The sequence below is a fragment of the uncultured Desulfovibrio sp. genome, assembly GCF_910584445.1.
Taxonomy (GTDB): Bacteria; Desulfobacterota; Desulfovibrionia; order Desulfovibrionales; family Desulfovibrionaceae; genus Desulfovibrio.
In genome coordinates this window covers 85,465-107,117 of record NZ_CAJUBO010000007.1, presented here as the reverse complement: position 1 = coordinate 107,117, position 21,653 = coordinate 85,465, and the positions used below count along the sequence as shown (strand labels likewise).

Sequence of the window (21,653 nt, the reverse complement as noted above, 5' to 3'; positions counted from 1 at the left end):
GTGCAACCTTGCCAAGGTTGAAGTCGCGGGTTCAAATCCCGTCTCCCGCTCCACCAGCCTTTTGCGGGAATAACTCAGCGGTAGAGTGTCAGCTTCCCAAGCTGAAGGTCGCGGGTTCAAATCCCGTTTCCCGCTCCAGAGAGTTCAAAGGGTCAGGAAGAGATTTCCTCCTGACCCTTTTTGTCGTCCGCGGCCGAGGCTCAGGCCCGGCATGTCCGCAGCGTTTCCCTGGCGACAAGTTCCAGAAAGGCGGCGCGTTCCCCGGGCGTTGACTGCGTTATGTTTTCGAAATTGTGCCATGTGGCATTGCCCATGCCCACGGCGGCGAAGACGTGCGAAGGCAGATACTCGGCGAAGTATGCCGCGAAGCATTCCGTCGGCGCTTCGGAAGTGGTGAAGAGGGTCGTGTGCCCGATATGCAGTCGCGGCAGAAGGCGCCCCTCGGGAGAATAGATCCAGGAGAAGTCCTTCAGCAGGACCTTGTCGTGAAAACCCTTGACGATGGCGGGTTCCGTGCCCCACCAGACGGGGTAGACATAGATGAGCCGTTCTGTCCTTCCCAGGATCTTCATATACCGTTGCGCCAGGGCATCGCAGGTGCGCCCCTGCGAATACAGGGCCAGCTCCGCCTGGCGGACGGCGGGGTCAAAGCCGTCCGCATACAGGTCGATGAGGCTGTAGGCCGCGTTTTCCCCGCTGAGGGTGTCGATGACGGTTTCCCTGATGGCGGCATTGAAGCTCTTGTCATACGGATGTCCATACACGATGGTGATCATGGCATGCTTCCTGTTTGTGGGGCGGTGAGAGGGATCACTTCCAGGCAAGATCCTGGACGGGCACGGTCACGGAGCGCAGCCACGCCTGCGCGGCCTCGCTTTCCGGAGCGGCCTCGGGCGGCCGCGGGAGCCGCAGGCTCCGCCAGCGCGCGGCATACCACGGGAACGTGAGCGCCAGGGCGGCGCGCAGGGCGCGCCGCGCGGGCACGAGCATATCTTCCGGCCGGTCAGTGGCGCAGTCCTCTCCGGGCGCGCACCGGCGGTCAAGCACGAGATAGCGCCGGCAGGCAAGCGGCCGCACGGCATAGACGGCGCAAGCGCCGTCCAGCAGAAAAGGGCACGGCCGTCGCAACGGAGACGGCTCTTCCCGTATCCGGGTCAGAAGTTGCGCTTCAAGCCGGGCGCGGCTCTCCGCGGCGCCGCGGAGATGCAGCCAGGCGCGCATGCACAGGAATTCCAGCGGCGTGACCGGGATAGGCTGGCGGCAGCAGACAGCGCATCCGGGACCACAGGCCACGCGCCGTCCGTTCCGCGCCGCCGCTTCCACGGCCGCTGCCACGCTGGCGTCCACCAGGGCGCAGGACTCGAGCAGAAGGGCCGCGCCGGGCAGGCTCCGCTCCAGCAGGGCATCGCGGTGCCGGCCGCTGGAGCATTTTGCTGAGGAAAATATCTGCAAGACAGATATTTTCATCAGGTTTCGGCGCCTCCATTTCCCCGCAGAGCGGGACAAGCGGCGGAAAAGCGTGGTTTTCCGCCGTAGTACGGCGCGGGCGTCTGCTCCCGCAGCCGCCAGAGCGTTACGCAATTTCCTTGCGAAAACGCTCTAGTCCGCGGCGGCATTGCCCGCGTATTGGCGCACAAAGGCCAGGGCGGAGTCCCTGTCCGTCACTTCGCCCGCGATCTGCGCCTGGAGCAGGGCATCGCGGATGACGCCCACCAGCGGGCCGGGCGACAGCCGCGTCTCTTCCATGATCTCGTTGCCGTTGAGCAGCGGCTCCAGCATCTGCTCCGGCGTTTCGGCGCGGCCGAGGTATTTCATATTGTGGTTGAAGGACGTGAAGCTGTCCTCGCGGGCCTGAAGGTCGGCGCGCGCCATGGCGATGAGGCGCGGCGTTTCGCCCACGGCCTTGAAGCGGCGGATGCCCCGGTCGGTCATCATGAAGTGGAAGCGCATGTGGTGGTTGACCAGGTGGCAGATGAGGTCCGCGTCCTCCTGGGCGAAATGGAGCCGGCGCAGGATCTTGCGCGTCACCTTGGCGCCGACGCGATGGTGCTGGTAGTAGGTCCAGCGGCCATCGAAATACTCGGCCGTGAAGAGCTTGCCCACATCGTGGAAGAGCATTGCCATGGCGCCGAGCCAGTCGTAGTGGAAGCCTTCCTCGGGATAATGCTCCATGCATTTGAGGGTGTGCTCGAAGACATTGCCCTCGCATTCGCCCTTGTCGTTCTGCTGGGGCACGCAGACCAGGGCCGCCACTTCGGGGATGAGTCCCTGGAGGATATGGGCCTCGTACAGCAGGCGCACGAAACGGAACATGGATTCCGCGGCCACCTTGCGCCATTCCTCCATGATGTCCCGCGCGGGCACATAATCGTTGACGCGCACCGAGGCGCGGACGATCGCCATCCACGTGTTCGGCTCGATGGGCGCATCGAAGTTGGCCGCGAAGCGCAGCGCGCGCACGGCCAGCAGATAGTCATGGCGCAGGGTCTCGTCCGGCAGGCCCACCAGGCGGATATCGCCGCCCTTGAGATCCTCGAAGCCCTCGTACTGGTCGCCCGTGGGCGTGGGGCTGCCGAAGCCCGTAAGGCGCAACTGGAGCCGCTCGCGCGGACTCATCTGCGCGGCCATGGTCGGCGTGACGCGCAGGAGCGAAAGCTCGGGATGGCCCGCATCCGCCGCCTCCAGCGGATAGAAGCGGAAGAGGGTGCCGTCTTCCTCCATTTCGGCCATGGCGCGCTTGCCGTCTTCCAGGCTCACACGGGGGAAGAGCTTGACCAGCGTCTCGCCGGTGGCCTCGCAGGCGATGTCCACGGCGGGCGCATCGGTCTGTCCCGGCGTGCGGGCGGAGAGCAGACGCTCCTGAAGCGGGGCGTTGATCACATGGGCGTCATACCCGTTGCGGAGCAGGGTCTTGCAGATGGAAACGGCATCCTTGAGCGCCTGATGCATGGAAAACTCCTTGGAGCGGGAAGCGGGCGGCAGCGGGGCGCGCCGCAGTGCGTACTGCCCCCAGTATCGGGGCAGCCGTTGAGGAAGTCAAGCATGCCGCGCCATTGCGCTTTCTTTTTGCGGGCGTCGGGACGAAAAAAAAAAGGGAGTCCCGTGCGGGACTCCCTCATGCGCTGACGCGCAGCGCGGCTAGTCGCTGAAGTGTCCGGCTTCCTTCTTGACGCCCAGGGCGATCTTCCAGAGCAGGGAGAGCACCAGCGCGCCCACGGCATAGACGCCCAGCGCCACGGCGATCTCCTTGAGCGTGGGCATGTAGGGCGTGAAGGCCTCGAACATGTTGGGCGTGAAACCGCCGATGAGCAGACCCAGGCCCTTGTCGATCCAGCTGGCGGCCACCAGCATGAGGAGGGCCAGCGGCAGCAGGCGGCTCGTGCGCAGCTGCGGCGGAATGAGGATCGCCAGCGAAGCGAAGGCCATGATGACCGCGGCCCACATCCAGTAGCTCACCCACGCGAGATGCCCGCCATGCCCGGAGAAGAGGAACATGATGGGTTCCATGTGGCCGGGAATGTTGCTGTAGAAGGCCGTGAACAGCTCAAGCAGGTAGAAGAAGACGTTGATGCACATGGCATAGACGATGATGGTCGCCAGCGTCCTGATGGCTTCCCTGCCGGGGTCGAAGCCGGTGAGCCTGCGGACCACGAAGAGCAGGAGCAGCAGGATGGCGGGACCGGAGCAGAAGGCCGAGGAGAGGAAGCGCGCCGCCATGATGGCCGTGAGCCAGTAGTGGCGGCCGGGGATGCCGGCATACAGGAAGGCCGTGACCGTGTGGATGGAGAAGGCCCAGAGGATGGAGAGATAGATGAGCGGCTTGACCCACTTGGGCGGCTCGGTGTCGCGCAGCTCGGCCTCCAGCGTGACCCAGCCGATGACGATGTTCAGGCCGAGATAGCCGCAGAGGACGATCATGTCATAGAACATGACCGAGTTGGGCGTGGGGTAGAGCATGACATTGAGCATGCGCTGCGGCTGGCCCAGGTCCACCACGATGAAGAGCGCGCACATGATGACGGCGGCCACGGCCATGAACTCGCCGAAGATGATCATGCGCTTGAACTTTTTGTAGTGGTGGAAATAGGCGGGCAGGACGAGCATCACCGCCGAGGCCGCCACGCCGACGAAGTAGGTGAACTGCGAGATGTAGAGGCCCCACGAGACATCGCGGTTCATGCCCGTGATGCCGAGGCCGTTGAAGAGCTGGTCAAGATAGACAAGCCCGCAGAGCGCGATGAGGCCGCAGAGGAAGAGCAGCCACACATAGTAGCACCTTGGGCCGGTGAGGAGTTTTTCGAGCATGGCCTTTCTCCCTAGATGAGGTAGTAGACGCCGGGCTGGGTGCCGAGGCTCGGCTTGCGGCGGATGCTGTAGTTGGCGGCCAGGGCCTTGCGCACCGTGGAGTTCGGGTCTTCCAGATCGCCGAAGAGGAGCCGCCCGTCGGAGGCTTCCACACAGGCCGGGAGCTTGCCTTCATTGAGCCGTTCCACGCAGAAGTTGCACTTTTCCACCACGCCGATCATGCGCGTGGGAAAGGCCGGATTGGGCACCGGATCGGCAAGGTGGAGGCGCGGGTCGATGAAGTTGAAGGAGCGCGCGCCGTAGGGGCAGCCGGCCATGCAGAAGCGGCAGCCGATGCAGCGGTGGTAGTCCATAGCCACGATGCCGTCTTCCATCCTGTAGGTGGCCTGCGTGGGACAGACGCGCACGCAGGGCGGATTGGTGCAGTGGTTGCACAGCAGCATATAGGGCTTGGCGCGCACCGCCGCGTTGAGGTGGTTGTTCATGTCGTCGGGAAAGACATGGTCAAAGGTGTCCGTCCAGATCCACTTGACGTTGCGGTCGCCCGGGATGTCCGGGATATTGTGCGCCTTGTTGCAGGCCGCGATGAGCGGCGCGTAGTCGGCTTCGCTCGTGAAGCGGCGCGTGTCGATGACCATGGCCCAGCGTTTGGCCGAGAGCATGCCCTCGCGCTTGATGTATTTGCCCGGGGCCACCTGGGCGCCGGCCTCGCCCGCAAGCGCCGTCATCCCGCCGGCAAGGGCAAAGGCCGAAAGCCCCGCCACCTTGAGGAACTTTCTTCTGCTCGTTTTCATCGCTTGCCCTCCGTGGGAATGATGTGGCAAGTCCAGCAGTAGGGATAGACGCTGTTGGCCACATGGCACTTTTCGCAGAATTCCGTGTAGTTGGAATGGCACTTCAGACAGGTGTTCTGGAGGCTGATGACCCATTTCCTGCCGTCCAGCGCCGAGACATAGACGCGGTTCTCCTCGCGCAGGGCCTGATCGCGCCATTCGTCGAGCAGGCGCATGTGCTGGGCGCGCATGAACTCCGTCTCCTCGATGCAGGTCTTTTCGCCGGCGGGCAGCACCACGCCGGTCTTCTGATACGTCTGGCCGATCCAGCTCGTCCAGAAGGGCGAGCTGAAAATCGCCACAAAGATGACGATGCCAATGATCACGGCTTTGGCGTTATACATCTATCGGCCCTCCCCCTGGCTGGCGGCGTTCCCGTCCGCCGGAGTTTCCGCATCGTCCAGGGCCTCCTCGGGCAGGTCTTCCTGGCGCAGGTTCATGGTGCGCTTGGCCTCGCCCTTCATCACCAGGGCGTTGCCCACAAGCTCGTGCAGACCGCTCACGGTGCAGCCCGGGGCCCAGTAGTCGGCAAGCGGCGGCAGTGTGGCGCGGTCAATGGCGCAGACGCAGGCCATGTGATTGACGCCGTATTTCTGCTGCACATAGCGCAGGGCGTTGCCGCGCGGCATGCCGGAACGCATGCGCAGCTCCATGATCTCCTCGGTGTTCAGGCCGGAACCGGCGCCGCAGCAGAAGGTCTGCTCGCGGATGGTGTTCTCCGGCATTTCCACGAAGTTGTCGCAGACATGGCGGAGCACATAGCGCGGCTCATCCAGCAGGCCCATGCCGCGCGCCGGATTGCAGGAGTCGTGCCAGGTGGTCACGAGGTTGGCGTTCCTGCGCGGGTCGAGCTTGAGCTTGTTGTGGTGGATGAGGTCGGCCGTGAACTCGGCGATGTGCACCATCTTGGTGGAACGGGCCATGTCGAACACCGTGCCCGTGATGGGCGAGACCGGCACCTCCATATTGGCGGGGGCGGGTCCGTTGTAGGTGTCCATATACTGGTTGATGACGCGCCACATATGGCCGCACTCGCCGCCGAGGATCCACTTGACGTTGAGGCGCTCCGCCTCGGCGTACATCTTGGCGTTGAGCTTCTTTGCCATGTTGAAGGAGACGAAGGAGCCGAAGTTGCCGCCTTCCGACGCATAGGTGGAGAAGGTGTAGTCGAGGTCCAGCTCGTGGAAGAGGAGCAGGTAGCCCATGAAGGTGTAGATGCCCGGCTCCGCGAAGACGTCGCCCGAGGGCGTGATGAAGAGGATCTCCGCGTTTTTCTTGTTGAAGGGCGTCTTGGGCCGGATGCCGGTGACGGTCTCGCAGTCGTCGGCGAGCATTTCCACGATCTCCACATAGGAGTGCGGCTGGATGCCCAGGTGGTTGCCCGTGAAGCTGCAGTTTTTCACCGGGTCCATGATCCAGTGCAGGCCCAGGCCCACTTCATGCAGCAGCTCGCGCACGATCATGGTGATCTCCGCCGTGTCGATGCCGTAGGGGCAGAAGAGCGAGCAGCGGCGGCACTCCGTGCACTGGTAGGCGTAGTAGAAGAGTTCCTTGACCACGCTCTTGTCCCAGCCGCGCGCGCCCACGCGCTTGCCGAGGAGCTTGCCGAGCATGGTGTAGTCGCGGCGGTAGAGGGAGCGGAGCAGCTCCGCCCGCAGCACGGGCATGTTCTTGGGGTCGTTGGTGCCGAGGAAGAAGTGGCACTTGTCCGCGCAGGCGCCGCAGCGCACGCAGATGTCCATGAAGAGCTTGAGCGAGCGGTGCTTTTCGAGCCTGTCGGCAAAGGCGTCGCAGAGGATCTTTTCCCAGTCGTCGGGCAGGTTCCAGTCTTCGGCCATGGGGTCCCACTCATGCGGGTGCGGCATGTGCAGAAGCTCCATGGTCTCCATCTTGGCCGGATAGCAATAGCTGCCGGGGATGAAGTCCGGCTTGGTGTCGAACCAGTCCTTGTCCGGAAAGGCCGGGCGGCTGGCGACGAGCATTTGCGGCGTGGGGAGTTTTGCCATCGTGATGCCTCCTTACTCGGCGGCCTTTTCGGGTTGCTTGTCCAGGGGAAGCCCGGCCTCGGCCATGGCGTCGCGGTAGGTATCCTCGTATTCGGCGTAGGTGAAGTACTGCTTGGGCGGATTCCAGGGGTTGATATGCCGGACGCGCCGCGAATCGGTCGCCATGTTGCGCGTGGGGCTGAAGAAGACGCCGGGCATGTGCGCGAGCTTGGAGAAGGGGAAGCAGATGAGCAGGACGCACACGAGCGTCAGGTGGACAAAGAACAGCTCGTTGATGCCCGCGGCGGACACCGGCGCGAAGTGCGTCAGGCCCATGAGGTAGATCTTGACCTGCGAGATCTCGGTCTTGTCAAAGTAGCGCAGGCACAGGCCGCTGCTGACGATGCCGAGCAGGAGCCAGAGCGGGAAGTAGTCGTTGAGCAGCGAGATGTAGCGCAGGCGGTGGTTGAAGAGCCGCCGCGCCAGCAGGAAGAGCAGGGCGCAGAGCGCGAGGCCCCCGGTCCAGTAAAAGCGGGGCGAACCCACCTGCATGATGCCGTCGATGGTCTCCACCCAGGTGATGGGCAGCGGCACCGGCTCCATGAAGAAGCGGAAGTGGCGGATGAAGATGACCAGGATCGAGTAGTGGAAGACGAGCGCGAACGCCCAGAGCCACTTGGAGGAATAGTAGATGAGGCGCGGACCTTGGTTGACGGGGTCGTTCTCCACCATTTCCGCGCTCGTGTTGCGGAAGAGCGAGCGGAAGAGGAAAACCTCGGTGAACATGCGCTTGATCACGCCCCAGGTGGTGCTGGGGCAGTCGATCTTGGCCTGCTTGATGAAGTCGAGCGACTGTTCCTGCCCGCCCGTGGTGGGGATGCAGAAGGGCACCGGGGATTTCGCCCAGTACGTCATGCGCCAGATCATGCCGCCGATGAAGACGAGCACCGCCGCATACGGCAGCGCCACGCCGAAGAGCGGCGCGAGCCCCACGCTCGCTCCGATCCAGGCGATGGCCGCGATGAGCAGCACGAGGACCAACGATGCAAACATTCCCTACCTCGCTTGGCTGGGGTTCAGATCAGGATCGCCCGCCGGGGGATCCATTGGGTCCGTTGGGGGGATGGGCGCGGGGGCGGCGTCGGCCTCCGGCCCGTTTTCGAGGCGCTGCGCCCAGCGCGCGAGCTGGGCATGCTGGTTCTTGATCTCTTTGATGCGCGACTCGGCCACGGTCTCGCGCGCTTCGGCATAGATGTCGAACGCGAGCAGGGCCAGCGTGTCGAGGCGCGATTCCGCGTCAAGGTAGTCCTCCAGGCGTCCCTTGAGGCGCATTTCGGGCATGACCTTTTCGCGGAGGATGGGCTTCATGAGGTAAAAGACCGCGAGGCTCTGGCTGGGAGCGAATTTCTGCACGGCGCGCAGCTTGACGAAACGCTCGAGCGAGGCCCGCACCGTGGCGGCCTGCACATCCTCTCCGGCCACGGCGTCAAAGAGGACATTGGCGGCCTCGCGCGTCATGTGCGCCACGGGATTGGTGAAGGGGTCGCGCCGGGTACGGAGAAAGCCCGTGGTTTCCAGGGGGTAGGTGGCGAAGACCGCCTCCACCCAGGAATCGACCACTTCTTTCTTGTGTTCGCGCAGGATCTTCAGTGATCTCATGCCCGGCCCGGGGTTGCGCGCGCGAGGATGCGTCCCGGCGCGCCCGCCGGAACGTCCCTGCCCGCGTGAACATGGATTTCCCCCATATACGGGGGAACGGGGCGGCGCGTCAAGTCCTCCCGGCACTTTTGGGCGGCCTGCTTCCGGACGCGCGCGGCGCCCCGGCGCCGTTCGGAGCGGCCCGCGTCAAGGGTCTTTCGGCGCCGCGCGAAAACGTGTACGTTCCCTCCATGCAACGCCCGACGCCCACGCTGGCGCGCCGCTACGGCTTCAAGCTGCTTGCCAATATGGCCTCCGTCCCGGTCTATCTCGCCATGGAGGCCATCCTGCCGCGCGCCCTGGGTCCGCAGATGTACGGCAATTACAGCTTCGCCACCAACCTGTTCCAGCAGCTCTCCGGCTTTCTGGACATGGGCACGTCCACCTGCTTTTACAATGCCCTCTCCCGCCGCCGGGACGAGACCGCGCTGGCCGGCTTTTACCTGCGCGTGAGCCTCGGCGTGGCCGTGGTGAGCCTGCTGGCGGCCCTGCTCATGCTCTGGCCGCCCGCGGGCGGGCTGCTCATGCCGGGCGTCCCGCTCTGGCTCGCGCCGCTGGCCGCGCTCTGGGCCTTTCTGACGTGGTGGGGGCGCGTCCTGCGCTCCATGAACGACGCGCTTGGCGCCACCATCCCCTCGGAGCTGGCGCGCACGGTCATCTCCCTGCTTGCCGTGGCCCTGCTCGGCCTGCTGTTCTGGGGGGACCTGCTCACCATCGAAAGCCTCTTCGCCCAGCAGTACCTCATGCTCGGCGCCACGGCGCTGGCCTTCTGGCTGGTGAGCCGCCGCCACTGGCGCGAGTGCGGCGTGCCCCTCCGGCTTCGGCCGGACAGGGCGCAGATGCGGGCCTATGGCCGGGAATTTTTCGACTACAGCCATCCGCTCTTTGTGCAGGCGCTGCTGTCCTTCTTCATGCTCACGGCCGAGCGCTGGCTGCTCCAGTGGTTCGACGGCAGCGCCCAGCAGGGCTTTTTCGCGCTGTCGCAAAAGGTGAGCATGGCCTGCTTTCTCTTTGTCTCGGCCATGACGCCGCTGGTCATGCGCGAGTTTTCCATCGCCTGGGGGCGGAAGGATGTCCCGGCCATGGGGCGGCTCCTGACGCGCTTCGCGCCGCTGCTCTATGCCGTCGCCGCCTATTTTTCCTGCTTCACCCTGGCCGAGGGAGCTGCCCTGGTGGACTTTTTCGGCGGGGCGCAGTTCGCGGCGGCCATCCTGCCGGTGCAGATCATGGCCCTGTATCCGCTCCACCAGGCCTATGGGCAGCTGGCAGGCTCGGTCTTCCATGCCACCGGGCGCACGCGCGTCTTGCGGAACATGGCCGCGTTCGAATGCGTTTACGGCTTTGCCGCGGCGTGGTTCCTGCTGGCGCCGGGGCATCTGGGGGGACTCGGCCTGGGCGCCACGGGCCTGGCCGTCAAGACCGTGGCCGTCCAGTGCATCACGGTCAACCTGTACCTCTGGCTGGCCTCGCGCTTCATTCCCTTTGCCTTCTGGCGCAATGCGGCCCACCAGCTGCTCTGCCTCGCCGCGCTGCTGGCCCTGGCCTTCGGCGCGCGCGAGGCGACACTGTTCCTTGCGGCGGCCATGGGCGCCGGGGCGCCGGGCGCGCTGGACGATATCGTCCGTTTTTGCGCCTCCGGCGTGCTGTACTCCTTCCTGGCGGCCGCCCTGTGCCTGGTCGCCCCCGGCCTTCTGGGGCTGACGCGCCGCGAGCTGCGCGAGCTGGCCGTGCGGCTGCGGTCGGCCTTGTGCCGCAGGCGCGGCGGCTGACCTGAAACGCCGAAGGGGCGGCCGGTGGCCGCCCCCCTCTTCCAGGGCGCCGTCAGCGGCGCCTCCGTCTATTTTTCCACATAGTCCTTGAGCAGCTCCTTGAGGATGGCCTCGCGCTTGGCGAAGATGTCGAGCATGGCCTTGCGGTCGAGGATGCGGTAGGGGACGCCGGTCTTCTTCAGGTTTTCGATGACGACGGGGTCGTTGAACATCTCGTAGGTCTTGCTGGCCGCCTTGTCCACGATGGCCTTGTCCGTGCCGGCGGGCAGCGCATATCCGCGGAAGTTGGTGGTGGCGTCGTCCAGGCTCTTGTAGCCCTGCTCCATGAAGGTCGGCACATCGGGCATGAATTCATGCCGCTTGAGGTCGGCAATGCCCAGCACCTTGAGCTTGTCCGGGGCGCGCATGGCGATGGAAAGGTTGTTGAAGCCGCCCATGACCTTGCCCGCCAGGATGGACTGGAGGGCGTCCGAACCGCCTTTTTCGGGGATATAGGTCAACTTGGCGCCGGTCTCCTTTTGGAGGAGGAGCAGGGCGATATGATGGCCCACGAACAGCCCCGAGCCATTGAGCGTGACCTTGCCGGGATTCGCCTTGGCGTACTCCACCAGGTCGCTCACGCTGTTGAAGGGGGAGTCCTTGGGCACGAACAGCACCACCGGGTCGGCGGCGAAGTTGGCGAGCGGCTCCATCTTGTGGATGTCGTACTTGGCGTTTTTCTTGACGATGGACTGGGCGATGAAGTTGGGGAGGTTATAGACGGTCATGGTCATGCCGTCACGACCCGCGTGGTCCATGAACCAGTTCCAGCCCGTGAGGCCGCCCGCCCCGGCCTTGTTGAGGATGACGATGGGCTGGCCGAAGTATTTTTCCGCCGGCAGCGCGCCGATGCGCGCCTGCACGTCCGTCTGCGAGCCGACGGAATAGGTGCAGACATTGGTGATGGGACCCGAGGGCCACTTGTCGGCGGGTTCTGCCCGGGCGGACAGGGGCAGCAGCAGCGCGGCGGCGAGGGCGAAGCTGAGAAAACGTTTCATTGCGGTTTCTCCTCTGTTAGAGATTGCGGCGTGGCCCGCGGGGGCCGGCGCCGGTCAGAACGGCATGAACCCCTTCGGGATCTGCACCATAAGCCCGAGGGAAAAGAGCAGATACAGGCAGGCGATGCAGATGAAGGAGACCCCGGCGCGGCGCAGCGCGCCGCCGGGAGTGACGCGCATGGGCTGCGCCAGGAGGGAGGCGACGGTCAGGTAGAGGAACGAGGACAGGTAGAACCCCGCCCATTCCAGAACGCAGATATAGAGCACGGTCAGGGCGCACAGCCCGGCCACGCGCCTGAGCGGATAGCCCGCGAGGGACAGGCGCGCGCCGATGCCCTGCCGGTGGCGCACCAGGGCCAGCAGGTACTGTCCGGCGTTGAAGATGCCCATAAGGAGGAGGAGAAAGCGCGGCACCAGGAGCGATTGCTCGTCCTCCGGGCCGGAGAGCTGGCAGCCGAAGAAGATGATGATGCCCGTCATGACAAGGGCGGCGGCAAATTCTCTAGGCATGGTCTTCCTCCGCGGTATGCGCCAGCCGGGCCTTTGCCCGGCGCGCGAAACGGATCTCGTTGTACGCGGCATAGACGAGGGAGAGCAGGCACAGGCCGATGAGCACCTGATTGATGGCGCCGGTGAAAAAGTACTGCCACATGCCCACGTCGGTATTGGCGATCATCCTGCCGCGCAGGAAGTTTTCCTCTGCCAGCGGGCCGAGGATGATGCCGAGGACGATGGGCGCGCTCGGGATGTCGAGCTTTTTGAACAGGAGCATGAGCGCGCCCAGGCCGAACATGATGTACACGTCCTCCATGCTGTTCTGCACGCAGTAGGAGCCGAAGACGCAGAGGATCATGACCGAACAGAACATTATGTAGTTGGGGATGTCGCTCACCATGTGGGTGTAGCGCGACACGAGGATGCCGAAGCCGAACATGAAGAACTGGGCGAGGAACATGCCGATGATGAAGGGATAGGTGATGTCGGCGTTCTTGGTGAAGAGTTCCGGGCCGGGCAGCAGGCCCTGGATGAGCAGGCCGCCCAGAAGGACGGCCGCCGTGGGGCTGCCGGGGATGGAGAGGGTGAGCAGCGGGATGCAGGCCGGCGCCACGGTGGCGTTGTTGGCGCACTCGCTGGCGCAGACGCCCTCCGGGTCGCCCGTGCCGAAGCGTTCGGGGTGCTTGTCCATCTTCTTCACCTGGTCATAGGCCATAAGCCCGGCCACCTGCGCGCCCGCACCGGGGATGACGCCGATGACGGTGCCGATGAGGCTGCCGAGGAAAAGCGACCGCTTGTAGCGGGCATGTTGCCGGATGACCCTGGCAAGCAGGCCGCGCTGGGCGCGCACCTTGATCTTTTCAAAAATAAGGTGGGCGTCTTCCATCATCTCCACGATCTGCGGCAGGGCGAACAGGCCGATGAGGGCGGGCACGATGGCGATGCCCGACGTGAGGGCCTCATGGAAAATGAAGCGCCCCTCGCCGGTGACGCTGCTCTCGCCGATGCAGCCGAGCAGCAGCCCCAGGGTGCCCCCGAACAGGCCCTTGAGCATGGAGCCGGAGGAAAGCCCGGCAATGACCGTGATGCCGAACACCGTTGTCCAGAAGAGTTCCGACGGCCCGAACTTCATGGCGAAGTCGGACATGGGCGGCGTCAGGAAGATGAGGGCCAGGGCGCCCACCACGCCGCCGAAGAGGGAGGAGACAAAGGTGGTGTAGAGCGCTTCCTGGGCGCGTCCTTTTCTTGCCATGGGGTAGCCGTCGAGGAGCGTGGCGATGGAGGCCGGGGCGCCGGGGATGCTGAGCAGGATGGCCGAAATGGAGCCGCCGGCCACCGCCGACGTATAGACGGCGCCCAGCAGCAGGAGTGACGGCACGGGGGGCATGTAAAAGGTGAACGGCACCAGGAGCGCCACCGCCATGGTGGGGCTGAGTCCGGGCATGGCGCCGAAGAGCAGGCCGCCCAGCGAGCCGCAGGCCAGCACCAGAAAGTTGGACCAGGTGAAGACCGCCGGCAGGTAGTCAAGCAATTGTTCCATAGGAGGCTCCTTGTCTGTCGGCGGGTTCAGCGCCGTCGGACGTCAAAGGCGGCGCAGCCGTCGGCCCTGATTTTTTCCACCAGTCCGGATTCCCAGTCGAAATAGCCGCGCATGGCTTCGCGGGAAGCATTGAGGTCCGTATAGGGGCGGTACCAGACATCCTCTTCGGGGCAAAGGGCGCGGGGCATGCCCGTTTCCACAGGCAGCCCCGCGGACTCCCAGGCCGGGTTCCCTCCCGCGAGGAAGTCCACGCGGGCGCCGGGCCAGAGGGCGCGGGCGTCGGCGGCGGCAAGGGCCGCATGGGCGCTGTCCTCCGCGGTCAGCACGATGCGTTCCGCGTGCGGAAGGCGGCTGCGCGCTTCCGGCAGATAGGCGCGCGCGCACCAGAGGGCGCCGGGGATGTGGCGGCGCCGGTGCTGATCGCTCGCGCCCACATTGAGCAGGAGCGGCTCCGGCGTTTCCGCCCGCAGGCGGGCGACCTCGGCAGGCGCCAGCCCCGCCTCGGCTCCGCGCGCATCCGGCGCCGGTTCGGGTCCGCGCTCCAGACCGTGCGGGGCCAGGACAGGGGCCGCTGCCTCCAGGCCCCCGCGCAGGACGAACACCTGCGGAAGCCCCATCTGGACGAGCCAGTGCGCGGTCATGATGGCGCGCAATTCGTCATCGTCCACGAGCACATAGCGCCCGTTGCGAACGGCCGCGTATTCGTCCGTGGCCTGGACGAGCTGGCCCCCCTGGGCGCTGCGGGCGCCCGGGAGGTGCCCGGCCGCGTATTCTTCGGGCAGGCGCACGTCAAAGAGGTAGAGGGTCCTGTGCGCGGACTCCTCGCGCCAGCGCGCCACCTGCGCGGCATCGGCGAAGCGGACCCGGTATGCCGCGGCCACGCGGGAAACGCGCTCCCGCGCCGCGCGCCGTCCCTCGGGCGTGCTCGCCGGCACGGGGCGGTCCGCGCCGTATTCCAGCGCAAAGCCGGCCAGTTGCCAGTTCATGGTGCCGCCCTTGAGGGCGGCCACCCGGTTGGGGACGCCGGCATTGAGCAGCGTCTGCGTGCCGATGATGCTGCGCGTGCGCCCGGCGCAGTTGATGACGATGGCGATGTCCGGGTCCGTGACCACCTCCGCCAGGCGGTAGGTCACTTCGCAGCCGGGCAGGTTGACGCTGCCGGGAATGTTCATCCGCCGGTACTCGTTGTGCGGCCTGACATCGATGATGATGCTCCGCGTGGCCGGATCGTCCATGAGCGCGCGGACTTCCTCGGGCGTCATGCGCGGCGTTTCCTGGACGCACTCCACATATTCGCCGAAGCCCTTGCTCAGGGCGCCCACGCCGTTGACCGTGACGCCGCCGTCGGCCTTCCAGGCCGCAAGGCCGCCCTCAGCGACGCGCACGGACGTGTAGCCCAGGGACAGGAGTGCCCGGGCCGCGCGTTCGGCCCGTCCAAGGCGGTCGTCCGGGCCGTCGTCCATGACAAGGACGGGCGTTTCCCGGCAGGGGACCAGGCGCCCGGCCAGGAGTTCCAGACGGCTCAGCGGCGCGCAGGAGGCCAGGAGCACATGCTCCCGGGAAAATTCCTCCTGCTCGCGCACATCCAGAAGCGCAAATTCTCCGGCGCTGTGCAGGATCTGACGAAGTTCGGGGGCGGATACGGACGCAAGGGGAAGAGTCATGGGAGGCTCCTGCGGGGGGAATTTGGACGGCCGCGCGGGAAGCGGCCGTCCCGGCCGCCCGGAAAGCAGAATGCGTGCCAGCCGGATCGCGGGTCCGGGACCCGGCGGTCCCCCCGCCCCGCCTGAGCGGTCCGCCCGCGCCGCGCCTGCCCTGCCGGGGCGCGGAGACGCCGCCGTCCCCCGTGTGCCGCCGGTGGCGGCGCCTGTCTTGATTTCTCATAAATGAGAATATAAGCTTGTTTTTGAGAAATTCTCAATTTCAAGAGCGGCGCAACGGGCCGCACGGCGCGGAGGAGCAATGGACACGGGCGAGGAACGGTACCGTTTTGCCCTGCTGGCGCATTCCGGCGAGATCGTGGAGGAATGCAGAAAGATCATGGGCGGCTCGCGCGACGAGATCCGCTATGAGATCGTGGATTTCGAGAGCGGGCCGGTCATGGCGCGCCAGTGTCTGTGTGAGGGATATGAAGTCATCCTCTGCCACGGCGGCACGGGCGATACGATCTTTCGTTCCGTGCCGCGCTCGGTGGTCAAGATCGAGCGCACGGACATGGACGTGCTGCGCGCGCTCCTGTTCGCCCGGCAGTATTCTGGCCGCATCGTCCTTTCCTCCTATCAGGACGAGTTCCATGAAGGGCTGCCGAGGGAGATGGAGCGGTTGCTGAACATCGAAGTCCGCAACGCGGTCTATGATTCGCCGGAGAGCATGCGCCGCGCCATCCGCCGGTGTGTGCGCGACAATTTCAAGGTACTCATCGGCGGCGGCGTGAGCAAGGCCTGCATGGAGGAGTTCGGCGGCCGGGGCTTCATCATCAAGCCCACGCCCCGGAGCATCGGGCTTGCCTTTGAGCGGGCGCGCCACCTGGCCCACGCCCGGCGCGAGGCCAAACGCCGCAACGGCAACATGATGCTCATCCTGGAACAGCTTCAGGAGGGCGTGCTCTGCATCGATTCCCAACGGCGCGTCCTCATCGCCAACAAGGCCGCGTACCGGCTGCTCAACGCGCCGCCCCAGGCCGGGGACGCCTTTTTCAGCCAGTTTTTCCAACCGCTTGGCCTGCTTGACACGCTGGAAGATCTCACCCCGCGCGAGAACATCCTGGTGGAAGTGCGCGGCGAGGGCTTCATGGCTACCACCTATCCCCTCACGCTCTATTCGGACACGCCCTGCGCCGTGAGCCTGTTCCGCGACACGCCCTCGCTCCAGAACATCAGCAGCCGCATCAGCCGGGAACTCTGCGCCCGCGGCCTTTCAGCCCGCACCGGCCTCGCGGACATCCTGGGCGGGAGCGCGCCCATCCGGCACATGCGGGAAAAGCTGCGCCAGTACGCCCCGGCGGAGGCGAACATCTTCATCCAGGGCGAGACGGGGTCCGGCAAGGAGCTGGCGGCCCACGCCCTGCACGCCGGGAGCGCGCGGCGCAACCATCCCTTCGTGCCGGTCAATATTTGCGCCGTTCCGGCCCAGCTGCTGGAAAGCGAGCTTTTCGGCTACGAGGAGGGCGCCTTCACCGGGGCGCGCCGGGGCGGGAAGGCCGGATATTTCGAGATGGCGCACCAGGGCACCCTTTTCCTGGATGAGATCGGCGACATCAGCGAAGAGACCCAGCTGCGGCTCCTGCGCGTCCTGGAAACGCGCGAGGTGCTCCGCGTGGGCGGCAACCGGATGCACCCCGTGGATGTGCGCGTGGTCTGCGCTTCCAACAAGCCGCTGCTCGAACTCGTCAGGCTCGGGCGCTTTCGCCGGGACCTCTACTACCGCCTCTCCACCTTCAAGCTCGCGGTCCCCCCCCTGCGCCAGCGGCTGGAGGACATTCCGGCCCTTCTCGCGCCACTGCTGCGAAAATACCGGCGCGGGCCGGAGGCCCTGGACCCGGCGGTGCTCTCCTGTCTGCGCGGTCACGACTGGCCCGGCAACGTGCGCGAGCTGCGCGCCGTTTTCGAGAACTACCTGTTGCTGCTGGGCGACGGCGCGCCGGACGCGGGCCTTCTGGCCGCCATCCTTGCCGAACATGACAGCGACAGCGTGGCCCTGCCGGCCGGGACGGATGCGCCCGAGGTCCGGCAGCGGCGCGCCGGTCCGGAAGGGGAGCCAGTGCCCGCGCCCCTGCCGCGCCTGCCCGGGGAGGCGCGCGGCGGCAGCCTCAGGGCGGGGCTGGATCAGGCCCGTGATGTCCTCGTGCGCCAGGCCATGGAGGCATGCGGGGGGGACCGGCGCGCGGCGGCGCGGTGCCTTGGCGTCGGCTATTCCTCGCTCTGCCGCATGCTCAGGAGCGCCGGGACGGCGCGCCACTTGCAATCCCGGCAGTGAGGACATAGAATCCGCCCCGGACAGGAATTGCGGCGCAGCCGCGCGCCGGCGCGGCATTCCGCAAGGGAGGCGACATGGAACTGCTCATCAACGGCACGCGCGAGACCGGGGATTTTTCCACGGTCCTGGCCCTGCTGGAGGCGCGCGGTCATGCGCCCGGGGCCGTGGTCGTGGAGCTTAACGGCGAGATCCTCCCGGCGGCCGCCTTTGCCGAGCGCGCCCTTGCCGACGGCGACGCGGTGGAGATCGTCCAGTTCGTGGGCGGGGGCTAGGCCGCCCCGAAACCGTGGCGCCTTTCCGGCATCTGAACGCCGGACCTTCCGGCCGGTTGCCGGCCGGTTGCCGACAGGTCCCCTGCTTCTCCGCGCAAGGGCTTCCCGCGCGGAGAACGCGTTTCCCCAGGCCGCATGCCCGGTCTCCCACGGACACGCTGAACGCAAAGAACGTTTGAGGCCGCCGCGCCGGCGGCGGAGGCGATATGCAGGACGATCCACTGGTCATTGGCGGCGTGACCCTGAAAAGCCGCCTGTTCATCGGTACCGGCAAGTACGGTGACGACGCCCTCATCCCCGCCGTGGCCGAGTCCAGCGGCGCGGAGGTCATCACCGTTGCCATGCGCCGCGTGGAACCGGGGCAGAAGGGCATCATGGGCCATATCCCCGCGCATATGCGGCTTTTGCCCAACACGTCGGGCGCGCGCACGGCGGAAGAGGCCGTCCGTCTGGCGCGGCTGGCCCGCGCCGCCGGCTGCGGCGACTGGATCAAGATCGAGGTCATCTCGGACACGCGCCATCTGCTGCCGGACGGCTACGAGACGGCCAGGGCAACGGAAATGCTTGCCGCCGAGGGCTTCACGGTCCTGCCGTACATCAATCCCGACCTCTATGTGGCGCGTGCCTGCGTGGACGCCGGGGCCGCCGCCGTCATGCCGCTGGGCGCGCCCATCGGCACCAACCGGGGCCTGCGTACGCGGGAAATGATCGCCATCCTCATCGAGGAACTGGATATCCCGATCGTGGTGGATGCCGGCATCGGCCTGCCTTCCCAGGCCTGCGATGCCATGGAGATGGGCGCCGCCGCGTGCCTCGTGAACACGGCCATCGCCTCGTCGGGCGATCCCGTGCGTATGGCGCGGGCTTTCGGCGCCGCCGTGGCCGCGGGGCGCGACGCCTGGCTCGCGGGCGCGGGCGCGGTGAGGGGCCGGGGCGAGGGGGCCGCGGCCTCGTCGCCCCTGACGGGCTTTTTGCGCTGACGCCGCGGTCGTCGGGCGTTTTGGGGGTCCAGTTGTACAATCAGTTGATGCATCTTCCAGATTCCGTCTGGAGCGGAGCGACAGACGGATGCTGGTGCCGGGAGAATCCTTGAAAAATAAGAATTCTTCGCTGCTGGCAAGGAAGCGGAAAATTTTCGCAGGGAGTGTACTTAAGTACTCGACCAAGAAAATTTTTCGCTAACGCAGCCAGCAGCGGAGAGGCTGTTTTTGAAGGATAATTCCGGCATTAAGTGTGCAGTGGACCATATGCACACTATCGTTTTTTTACGGGTCCGGGTGCATGATGGAACAGTTTCGGGAATTTCTGCAGGCGTGGCCCGCTGAGCGGCGCGCCGAACTGGTGGCCCGCGCCACGCCGGACGCCGTGCCGGCGGTGCTGGACAAGCTGGAGCGTCACTGGCTTTCGCCGGAGGATTTTCTTGTCCTCCTTTCCCCGGCGGCGGAAGGGCATCTGGAGTCCATGGCGCAAAAGGCCCACGAGCTGACCCTGCGCTATTTCGGCCGGGCCGTGAGCATTTTCACGCCGCTCTATATTTCCGATGTCTGCACGAACCAGTGCCGCTATTGCGGCTTCAATGCCAAAAACACGCAGCCGCGCCGCCATCTGAGCGTGGAGGAGGCCGCCGCCGAAGCCTTTGCCATCGCGGACCTGGGCTTTCAGCACATCCTCCTGCTCACGGGCGATGCGCCCAAGGTCTCTTCGCCGGAATACATCGCCGGGGTGGTGCGCCGCATCAAGCCGCGCTTCGCTTCGGTGGGCATCGAGGTCTATTCCCAGACCGAGGAGAACTACCGCCTGCTTGTGGAAGCGGGCGTGGACTCCATGACCATGTTTCAGGAAACCTACGATCCCGAACTCTATGCCTGGCTGCACCCGGCCGGTCCCAAGCGCGATTACGGCTTCCGGCTTTCCGCGCCGGAGCGGGCCGCGCGCGCGGGCATGCGCTCCCTGGGCGTGGGCGCGCTCCTCGGGCTGGGAGCCTTCGAACAGGACGCGTTCGCCACGGGCCTGCACGCCTGGTGGCTCCAGCGCCGCTTCCCCGGCGTGGAGCTGAGCGTTTCCATCCCGCGCATCTGCCCGCACGAGGGGGAATTCGAGGTGACGCACGGCGTGGATGACCGGCATCTGGTGCAATATGTGACGGCCCTGCGTTGTTTCCTGCCGCGCGCGGGCATCACCTGTTCCAGCCGCGAGAGCGCCTTCATGCGCGACCATCTCGTGCCGGTCGGCGTCACGCGTGTCTCGGCGGGCGTGTCCACCGCCGTGGGCGGCCGCGCCACCGAGGATCTGCACAATCCCGGCCAGTTCGAGATCACCGACCATCGCAGCCTTGAGCAGATGATGGCCGCGCTTGCGGCCAACGGCTACCAGCCCGTGCTCAAGGACTGGGAAGACCCCGCGGCATGAGCGGCGCCGGCGCGCCGGACTGTCCGCCCGGCGCCGGGGACGCCCTGCGCGAGGGGCTGCGCCGCCACTTCACGCCGGAGCAGCTCGCCCGGCTCGGCCGGGCGCGGGTGGGCATTGCCGGGGCCGGGGGCCTGGGTTCCAATGCGGCGCTCATGCTCGCGCGTTCCGGGGTGGAGGACTTCCTGCTCATCGACCATGACGTGGTGGAGCCGTCCAACCTCAACCGCCAGCAGTTCTGGCCCCGGCATGTGGGGCGTCTCAAGGTGGAGGCCCTGGCGGAACTTCTGCGCGAGCTGAATCCTCATATCCGTCTGGAACTGGCGCCCCTGCGCCTGGATGCGGCCACGCTGCCGGGCCTGCTTCCCTCCTGTCCCATCTGGGTGGAGGCCGTGGATGCGCCGGAGACCAAGACCCTGCTGGTGGAGCGCGCCCTGCTGGCGGGCCTGCGGGTGGCCTCGGCCTCGGGCATGGCGGGTGTGGGCGGCCCGCCCATGGGGCGCCGCCGTCTCGGCAACCTGACGCTGGTGGGGGATTTTCAGTCGGATGTGGCAAACGCCCCGCCCCTGGCCCCGCGCGTGACCCAGGCGGCGGCCCTGCTGGCCGATGCGGCTCTGGAATTCATTTTCGCCTGAGTCTGGCGTCAGGCTCCATTGATGCGGTAGTGATCGGGATGTGGCGGGTGGTGAATGCCACTATCCGTACTAGTCCTCCGAAACTGTTCTTTTTGCGCTGATGGCGTTGTTGCGCGATTTTTGCAGGTCATGCGCGTGGGCGACCCCGCCGGAAACCGCCCGTTTCCGCGTCGGCGCGGGAAATTTTTTGAGGGGGGATTGCCCCGCTGAAAGGCCGTCCTCTCCGGGCCAGTCATGGCCCATGTCGGGGGTTGCCGTATGGAATTGCGGGGACCCGGGAAGGAGAAATATGTTTGATCCTGGTTTGTCTGTCGGTGAAACACTATCAAATCGTCAATTGATGTCCGTCTTCCAGTGCGCGTGTGAAGGCGGGATCCGGTATTCTTCAAAGACTGGGACAATAGTGATTGTTGTCAACAATACCAAGGCTGGCTTGCCCAATGTCTGGAAAGACGGGATATTGCGATTCGCTGGAAGGATTTTGACAGATGGCGGGAATCTGAAAGGCGCGAATCTCCGTCTTGAAACATTTTTGCAAGGCGGAGAGGATGTCTTCTTGTTTGAAGTAAACCAGCCGGGAAAATATGAATTCAGGGGCAAGGCGGAACTGGCGGCCGCGCCATGTCTTGCCACGACAGAAGATGGAAAAAAGTATCCCGTTTTTCCTCTGAAGATTATTTGATGCAACAAGCATCTGCATATT

The 21,653-nt window shown here is 65.7% G+C and carries 20 protein-coding genes and 1 tRNA gene; 8 read left to right on the top strand and 13 right to left on the bottom strand.

Translation table 11 applies throughout. The features are described 5' to 3' along the window. The first annotated feature begins 63 nt into the window (after window positions 1–63). Window positions 64–138, top strand: a tRNA-Gly gene (locus QZ294_RS05015). Window positions 139–200: 62 nt separating this feature from the next. On the opposite strand, the gene QZ294_RS05010 is transcribed toward QZ294_RS05015, so the two are convergent. The 9 genes from QZ294_RS05010 to QZ294_RS04970 form a co-directional block, all read right to left on the bottom strand. Further along, the gene (locus tag QZ294_RS05010; RefSeq protein WP_297047535.1) at window positions 201–776 is read right to left on the bottom strand and encodes an NAD(P)H-dependent oxidoreductase; all 576 of its coding nucleotides are present in this window, start codon (window positions 774–776) and stop codon (window positions 201–203) included. Window positions 777–810: 34 nt separating this feature from the next. Beyond that, a complete protein-coding gene (locus QZ294_RS05005) occupies window positions 811–1,467 on the bottom strand; it encodes a hypothetical protein (protein WP_297047532.1) in 657 nt (218 codons plus the stop codon). Window positions 1,468–1,599: 132 nt separating this feature from the next. Then, complete coding sequence (locus QZ294_RS05000) at window positions 1,600–2,949, bottom strand: HD domain-containing protein (RefSeq protein ID WP_297047530.1); 1,350 nt, start codon at window positions 2,947–2,949, stop codon at window positions 1,600–1,602. 189 nt (window positions 2,950–3,138) lie between these two features. Further along, the gene (gene dsrP, locus QZ294_RS04995; RefSeq protein ID WP_297047527.1) at window positions 3,139–4,305 is read right to left on the bottom strand and encodes a sulfate reduction electron transfer complex DsrMKJOP subunit DsrP; all 1,167 of its coding nucleotides are present in this window, start codon (window positions 4,303–4,305) and stop codon (window positions 3,139–3,141) included. Window positions 4,306–4,316: 11 nt separating this feature from the next. Then, window positions 4,317–5,099, bottom strand: a complete 783-nt coding sequence (dsrO, locus tag QZ294_RS04990; RefSeq protein ID WP_297047525.1) for a sulfate reduction electron transfer complex DsrMKJOP subunit DsrO — start codon at window positions 5,097–5,099, stop codon at window positions 4,317–4,319. After that, window positions 5,096–5,482 (bottom strand): sulfate reduction electron transfer complex DsrMKJOP subunit DsrJ, encoded by a 387-nt coding sequence (gene dsrJ, locus QZ294_RS04985; protein WP_297047521.1) that lies wholly within the window; start codon window positions 5,480–5,482, stop codon window positions 5,096–5,098. The genes dsrO and dsrJ overlap by 4 nt, the downstream gene beginning before the upstream one ends. Further along, entirely contained in the window at window positions 5,483–7,144 is a 1,662-nt protein-coding gene (gene dsrK, locus QZ294_RS04980; RefSeq protein ID WP_297047518.1) for a sulfate reduction electron transfer complex DsrMKJOP subunit DsrK, read from the bottom strand. Window positions 7,145–7,156: 12 nt separating this feature from the next. Then, window positions 7,157–8,176 (bottom strand): sulfate reduction electron transfer complex DsrMKJOP subunit DsrM, encoded by a 1,020-nt coding sequence (dsrM, locus tag QZ294_RS04975; RefSeq protein ID WP_297047516.1) that lies wholly within the window; start codon window positions 8,174–8,176, stop codon window positions 7,157–7,159. Between the two features lie 3 nt (window positions 8,177–8,179). Next, entirely contained in the window at window positions 8,180–8,782 is a 603-nt protein-coding gene (locus tag QZ294_RS04970; RefSeq protein ID WP_297047513.1) for an RsbRD N-terminal domain-containing protein, read from the bottom strand. A 230-nt stretch (window positions 8,783–9,012) separates the two neighbouring features. Between QZ294_RS04970 and QZ294_RS04965 the strand changes: the two genes are divergently transcribed. Continuing rightward, window positions 9,013–10,590: an oligosaccharide flippase family protein gene (locus tag QZ294_RS04965; RefSeq protein ID WP_297047510.1), complete on the top strand. Its 1,578-nt coding sequence runs from the start codon at window positions 9,013–9,015 to the stop codon at window positions 10,588–10,590. A gap of 68 nt (window positions 10,591–10,658) precedes the next feature. Here QZ294_RS04965 and QZ294_RS04960 read toward each other — a convergent pair whose 3' ends face one another. From QZ294_RS04960 to QZ294_RS04945, 4 genes are read right to left on the bottom strand one after another with little or no spacing between them, the layout of a single operon-like run. Continuing rightward, a complete protein-coding gene (locus tag QZ294_RS04960) occupies window positions 10,659–11,627 on the bottom strand; it encodes a tripartite tricarboxylate transporter substrate binding protein (protein ID WP_297047507.1) in 969 nt (322 codons plus the stop codon). 54 nt (window positions 11,628–11,681) lie between these two features. Continuing rightward, on the bottom strand, window positions 11,682–12,137 hold the full coding sequence (locus QZ294_RS04955; protein ID WP_297047504.1) for a tripartite tricarboxylate transporter TctB family protein: 456 nt from the start codon (window positions 12,135–12,137) through the stop codon (window positions 11,682–11,684). Continuing rightward, a complete protein-coding gene (locus QZ294_RS04950; protein WP_297047501.1) occupies window positions 12,130–13,662 on the bottom strand; it encodes a tripartite tricarboxylate transporter permease in 1,533 nt (510 codons plus the stop codon). Before QZ294_RS04950 ends, QZ294_RS04955 begins: the two co-directional genes overlap by 8 nt. A 26-nt stretch (window positions 13,663–13,688) precedes the next feature. Continuing rightward, entirely contained in the window at window positions 13,689–15,326 is a 1,638-nt protein-coding gene (locus QZ294_RS04945; RefSeq protein WP_297047498.1) for a rhodanese-like domain-containing protein, read from the bottom strand. Window positions 15,327–15,624: 298 nt separating this feature from the next. On the opposite strand from QZ294_RS04945, the gene QZ294_RS04940 reads away from it, so the two are divergent. The 6 genes from QZ294_RS04940 (at window position 15,625) to QZ294_RS04915 (ending at window position 21,632) form a co-directional block, all read left to right on the top strand. Beyond that, window positions 15,625–17,637: a sigma 54-interacting transcriptional regulator gene (locus QZ294_RS04940; protein WP_297047496.1), complete on the top strand. Its 2,013-nt coding sequence runs from the start codon at window positions 15,625–15,627 to the stop codon at window positions 17,635–17,637. 74 nt (window positions 17,638–17,711) lie between these two features. Next, on the top strand, window positions 17,712–17,909 hold the full coding sequence (gene thiS, locus QZ294_RS04935) for a sulfur carrier protein ThiS (protein ID WP_297047492.1): 198 nt from the start codon (window positions 17,712–17,714) through the stop codon (window positions 17,907–17,909). A 206-nt stretch (window positions 17,910–18,115) separates the two neighbouring features. Next, window positions 18,116–18,889 carry a thiazole synthase gene (locus tag QZ294_RS04930; protein WP_297047489.1) on the top strand — a complete coding sequence of 258 codons (774 nt, stop codon included), beginning with the start codon at window positions 18,116–18,118 and terminating at the stop codon, window positions 18,887–18,889. Window positions 18,890–19,193: 304 nt separating this feature from the next. Further along, window positions 19,194–20,318, top strand: a complete 1,125-nt coding sequence (thiH, locus tag QZ294_RS04925) for a 2-iminoacetate synthase ThiH (RefSeq protein ID WP_297047541.1) — start codon at window positions 19,194–19,196, stop codon at window positions 20,316–20,318. After that, window positions 20,315–20,950 (top strand): sulfur carrier protein ThiS adenylyltransferase ThiF, encoded by a 636-nt coding sequence (gene thiF / locus QZ294_RS04920; RefSeq protein ID WP_297047487.1) that lies wholly within the window; start codon window positions 20,315–20,317, stop codon window positions 20,948–20,950. The genes thiH and thiF overlap by 4 nt, the downstream gene beginning before the upstream one ends. Before the next feature lie 289 nt (window positions 20,951–21,239). Next, complete coding sequence (locus tag QZ294_RS04915) at window positions 21,240–21,632, top strand: hypothetical protein (protein ID WP_297047483.1); 393 nt, start codon at window positions 21,240–21,242, stop codon at window positions 21,630–21,632. Window positions 21,633–21,653: the final 21 nt, after the last annotated feature.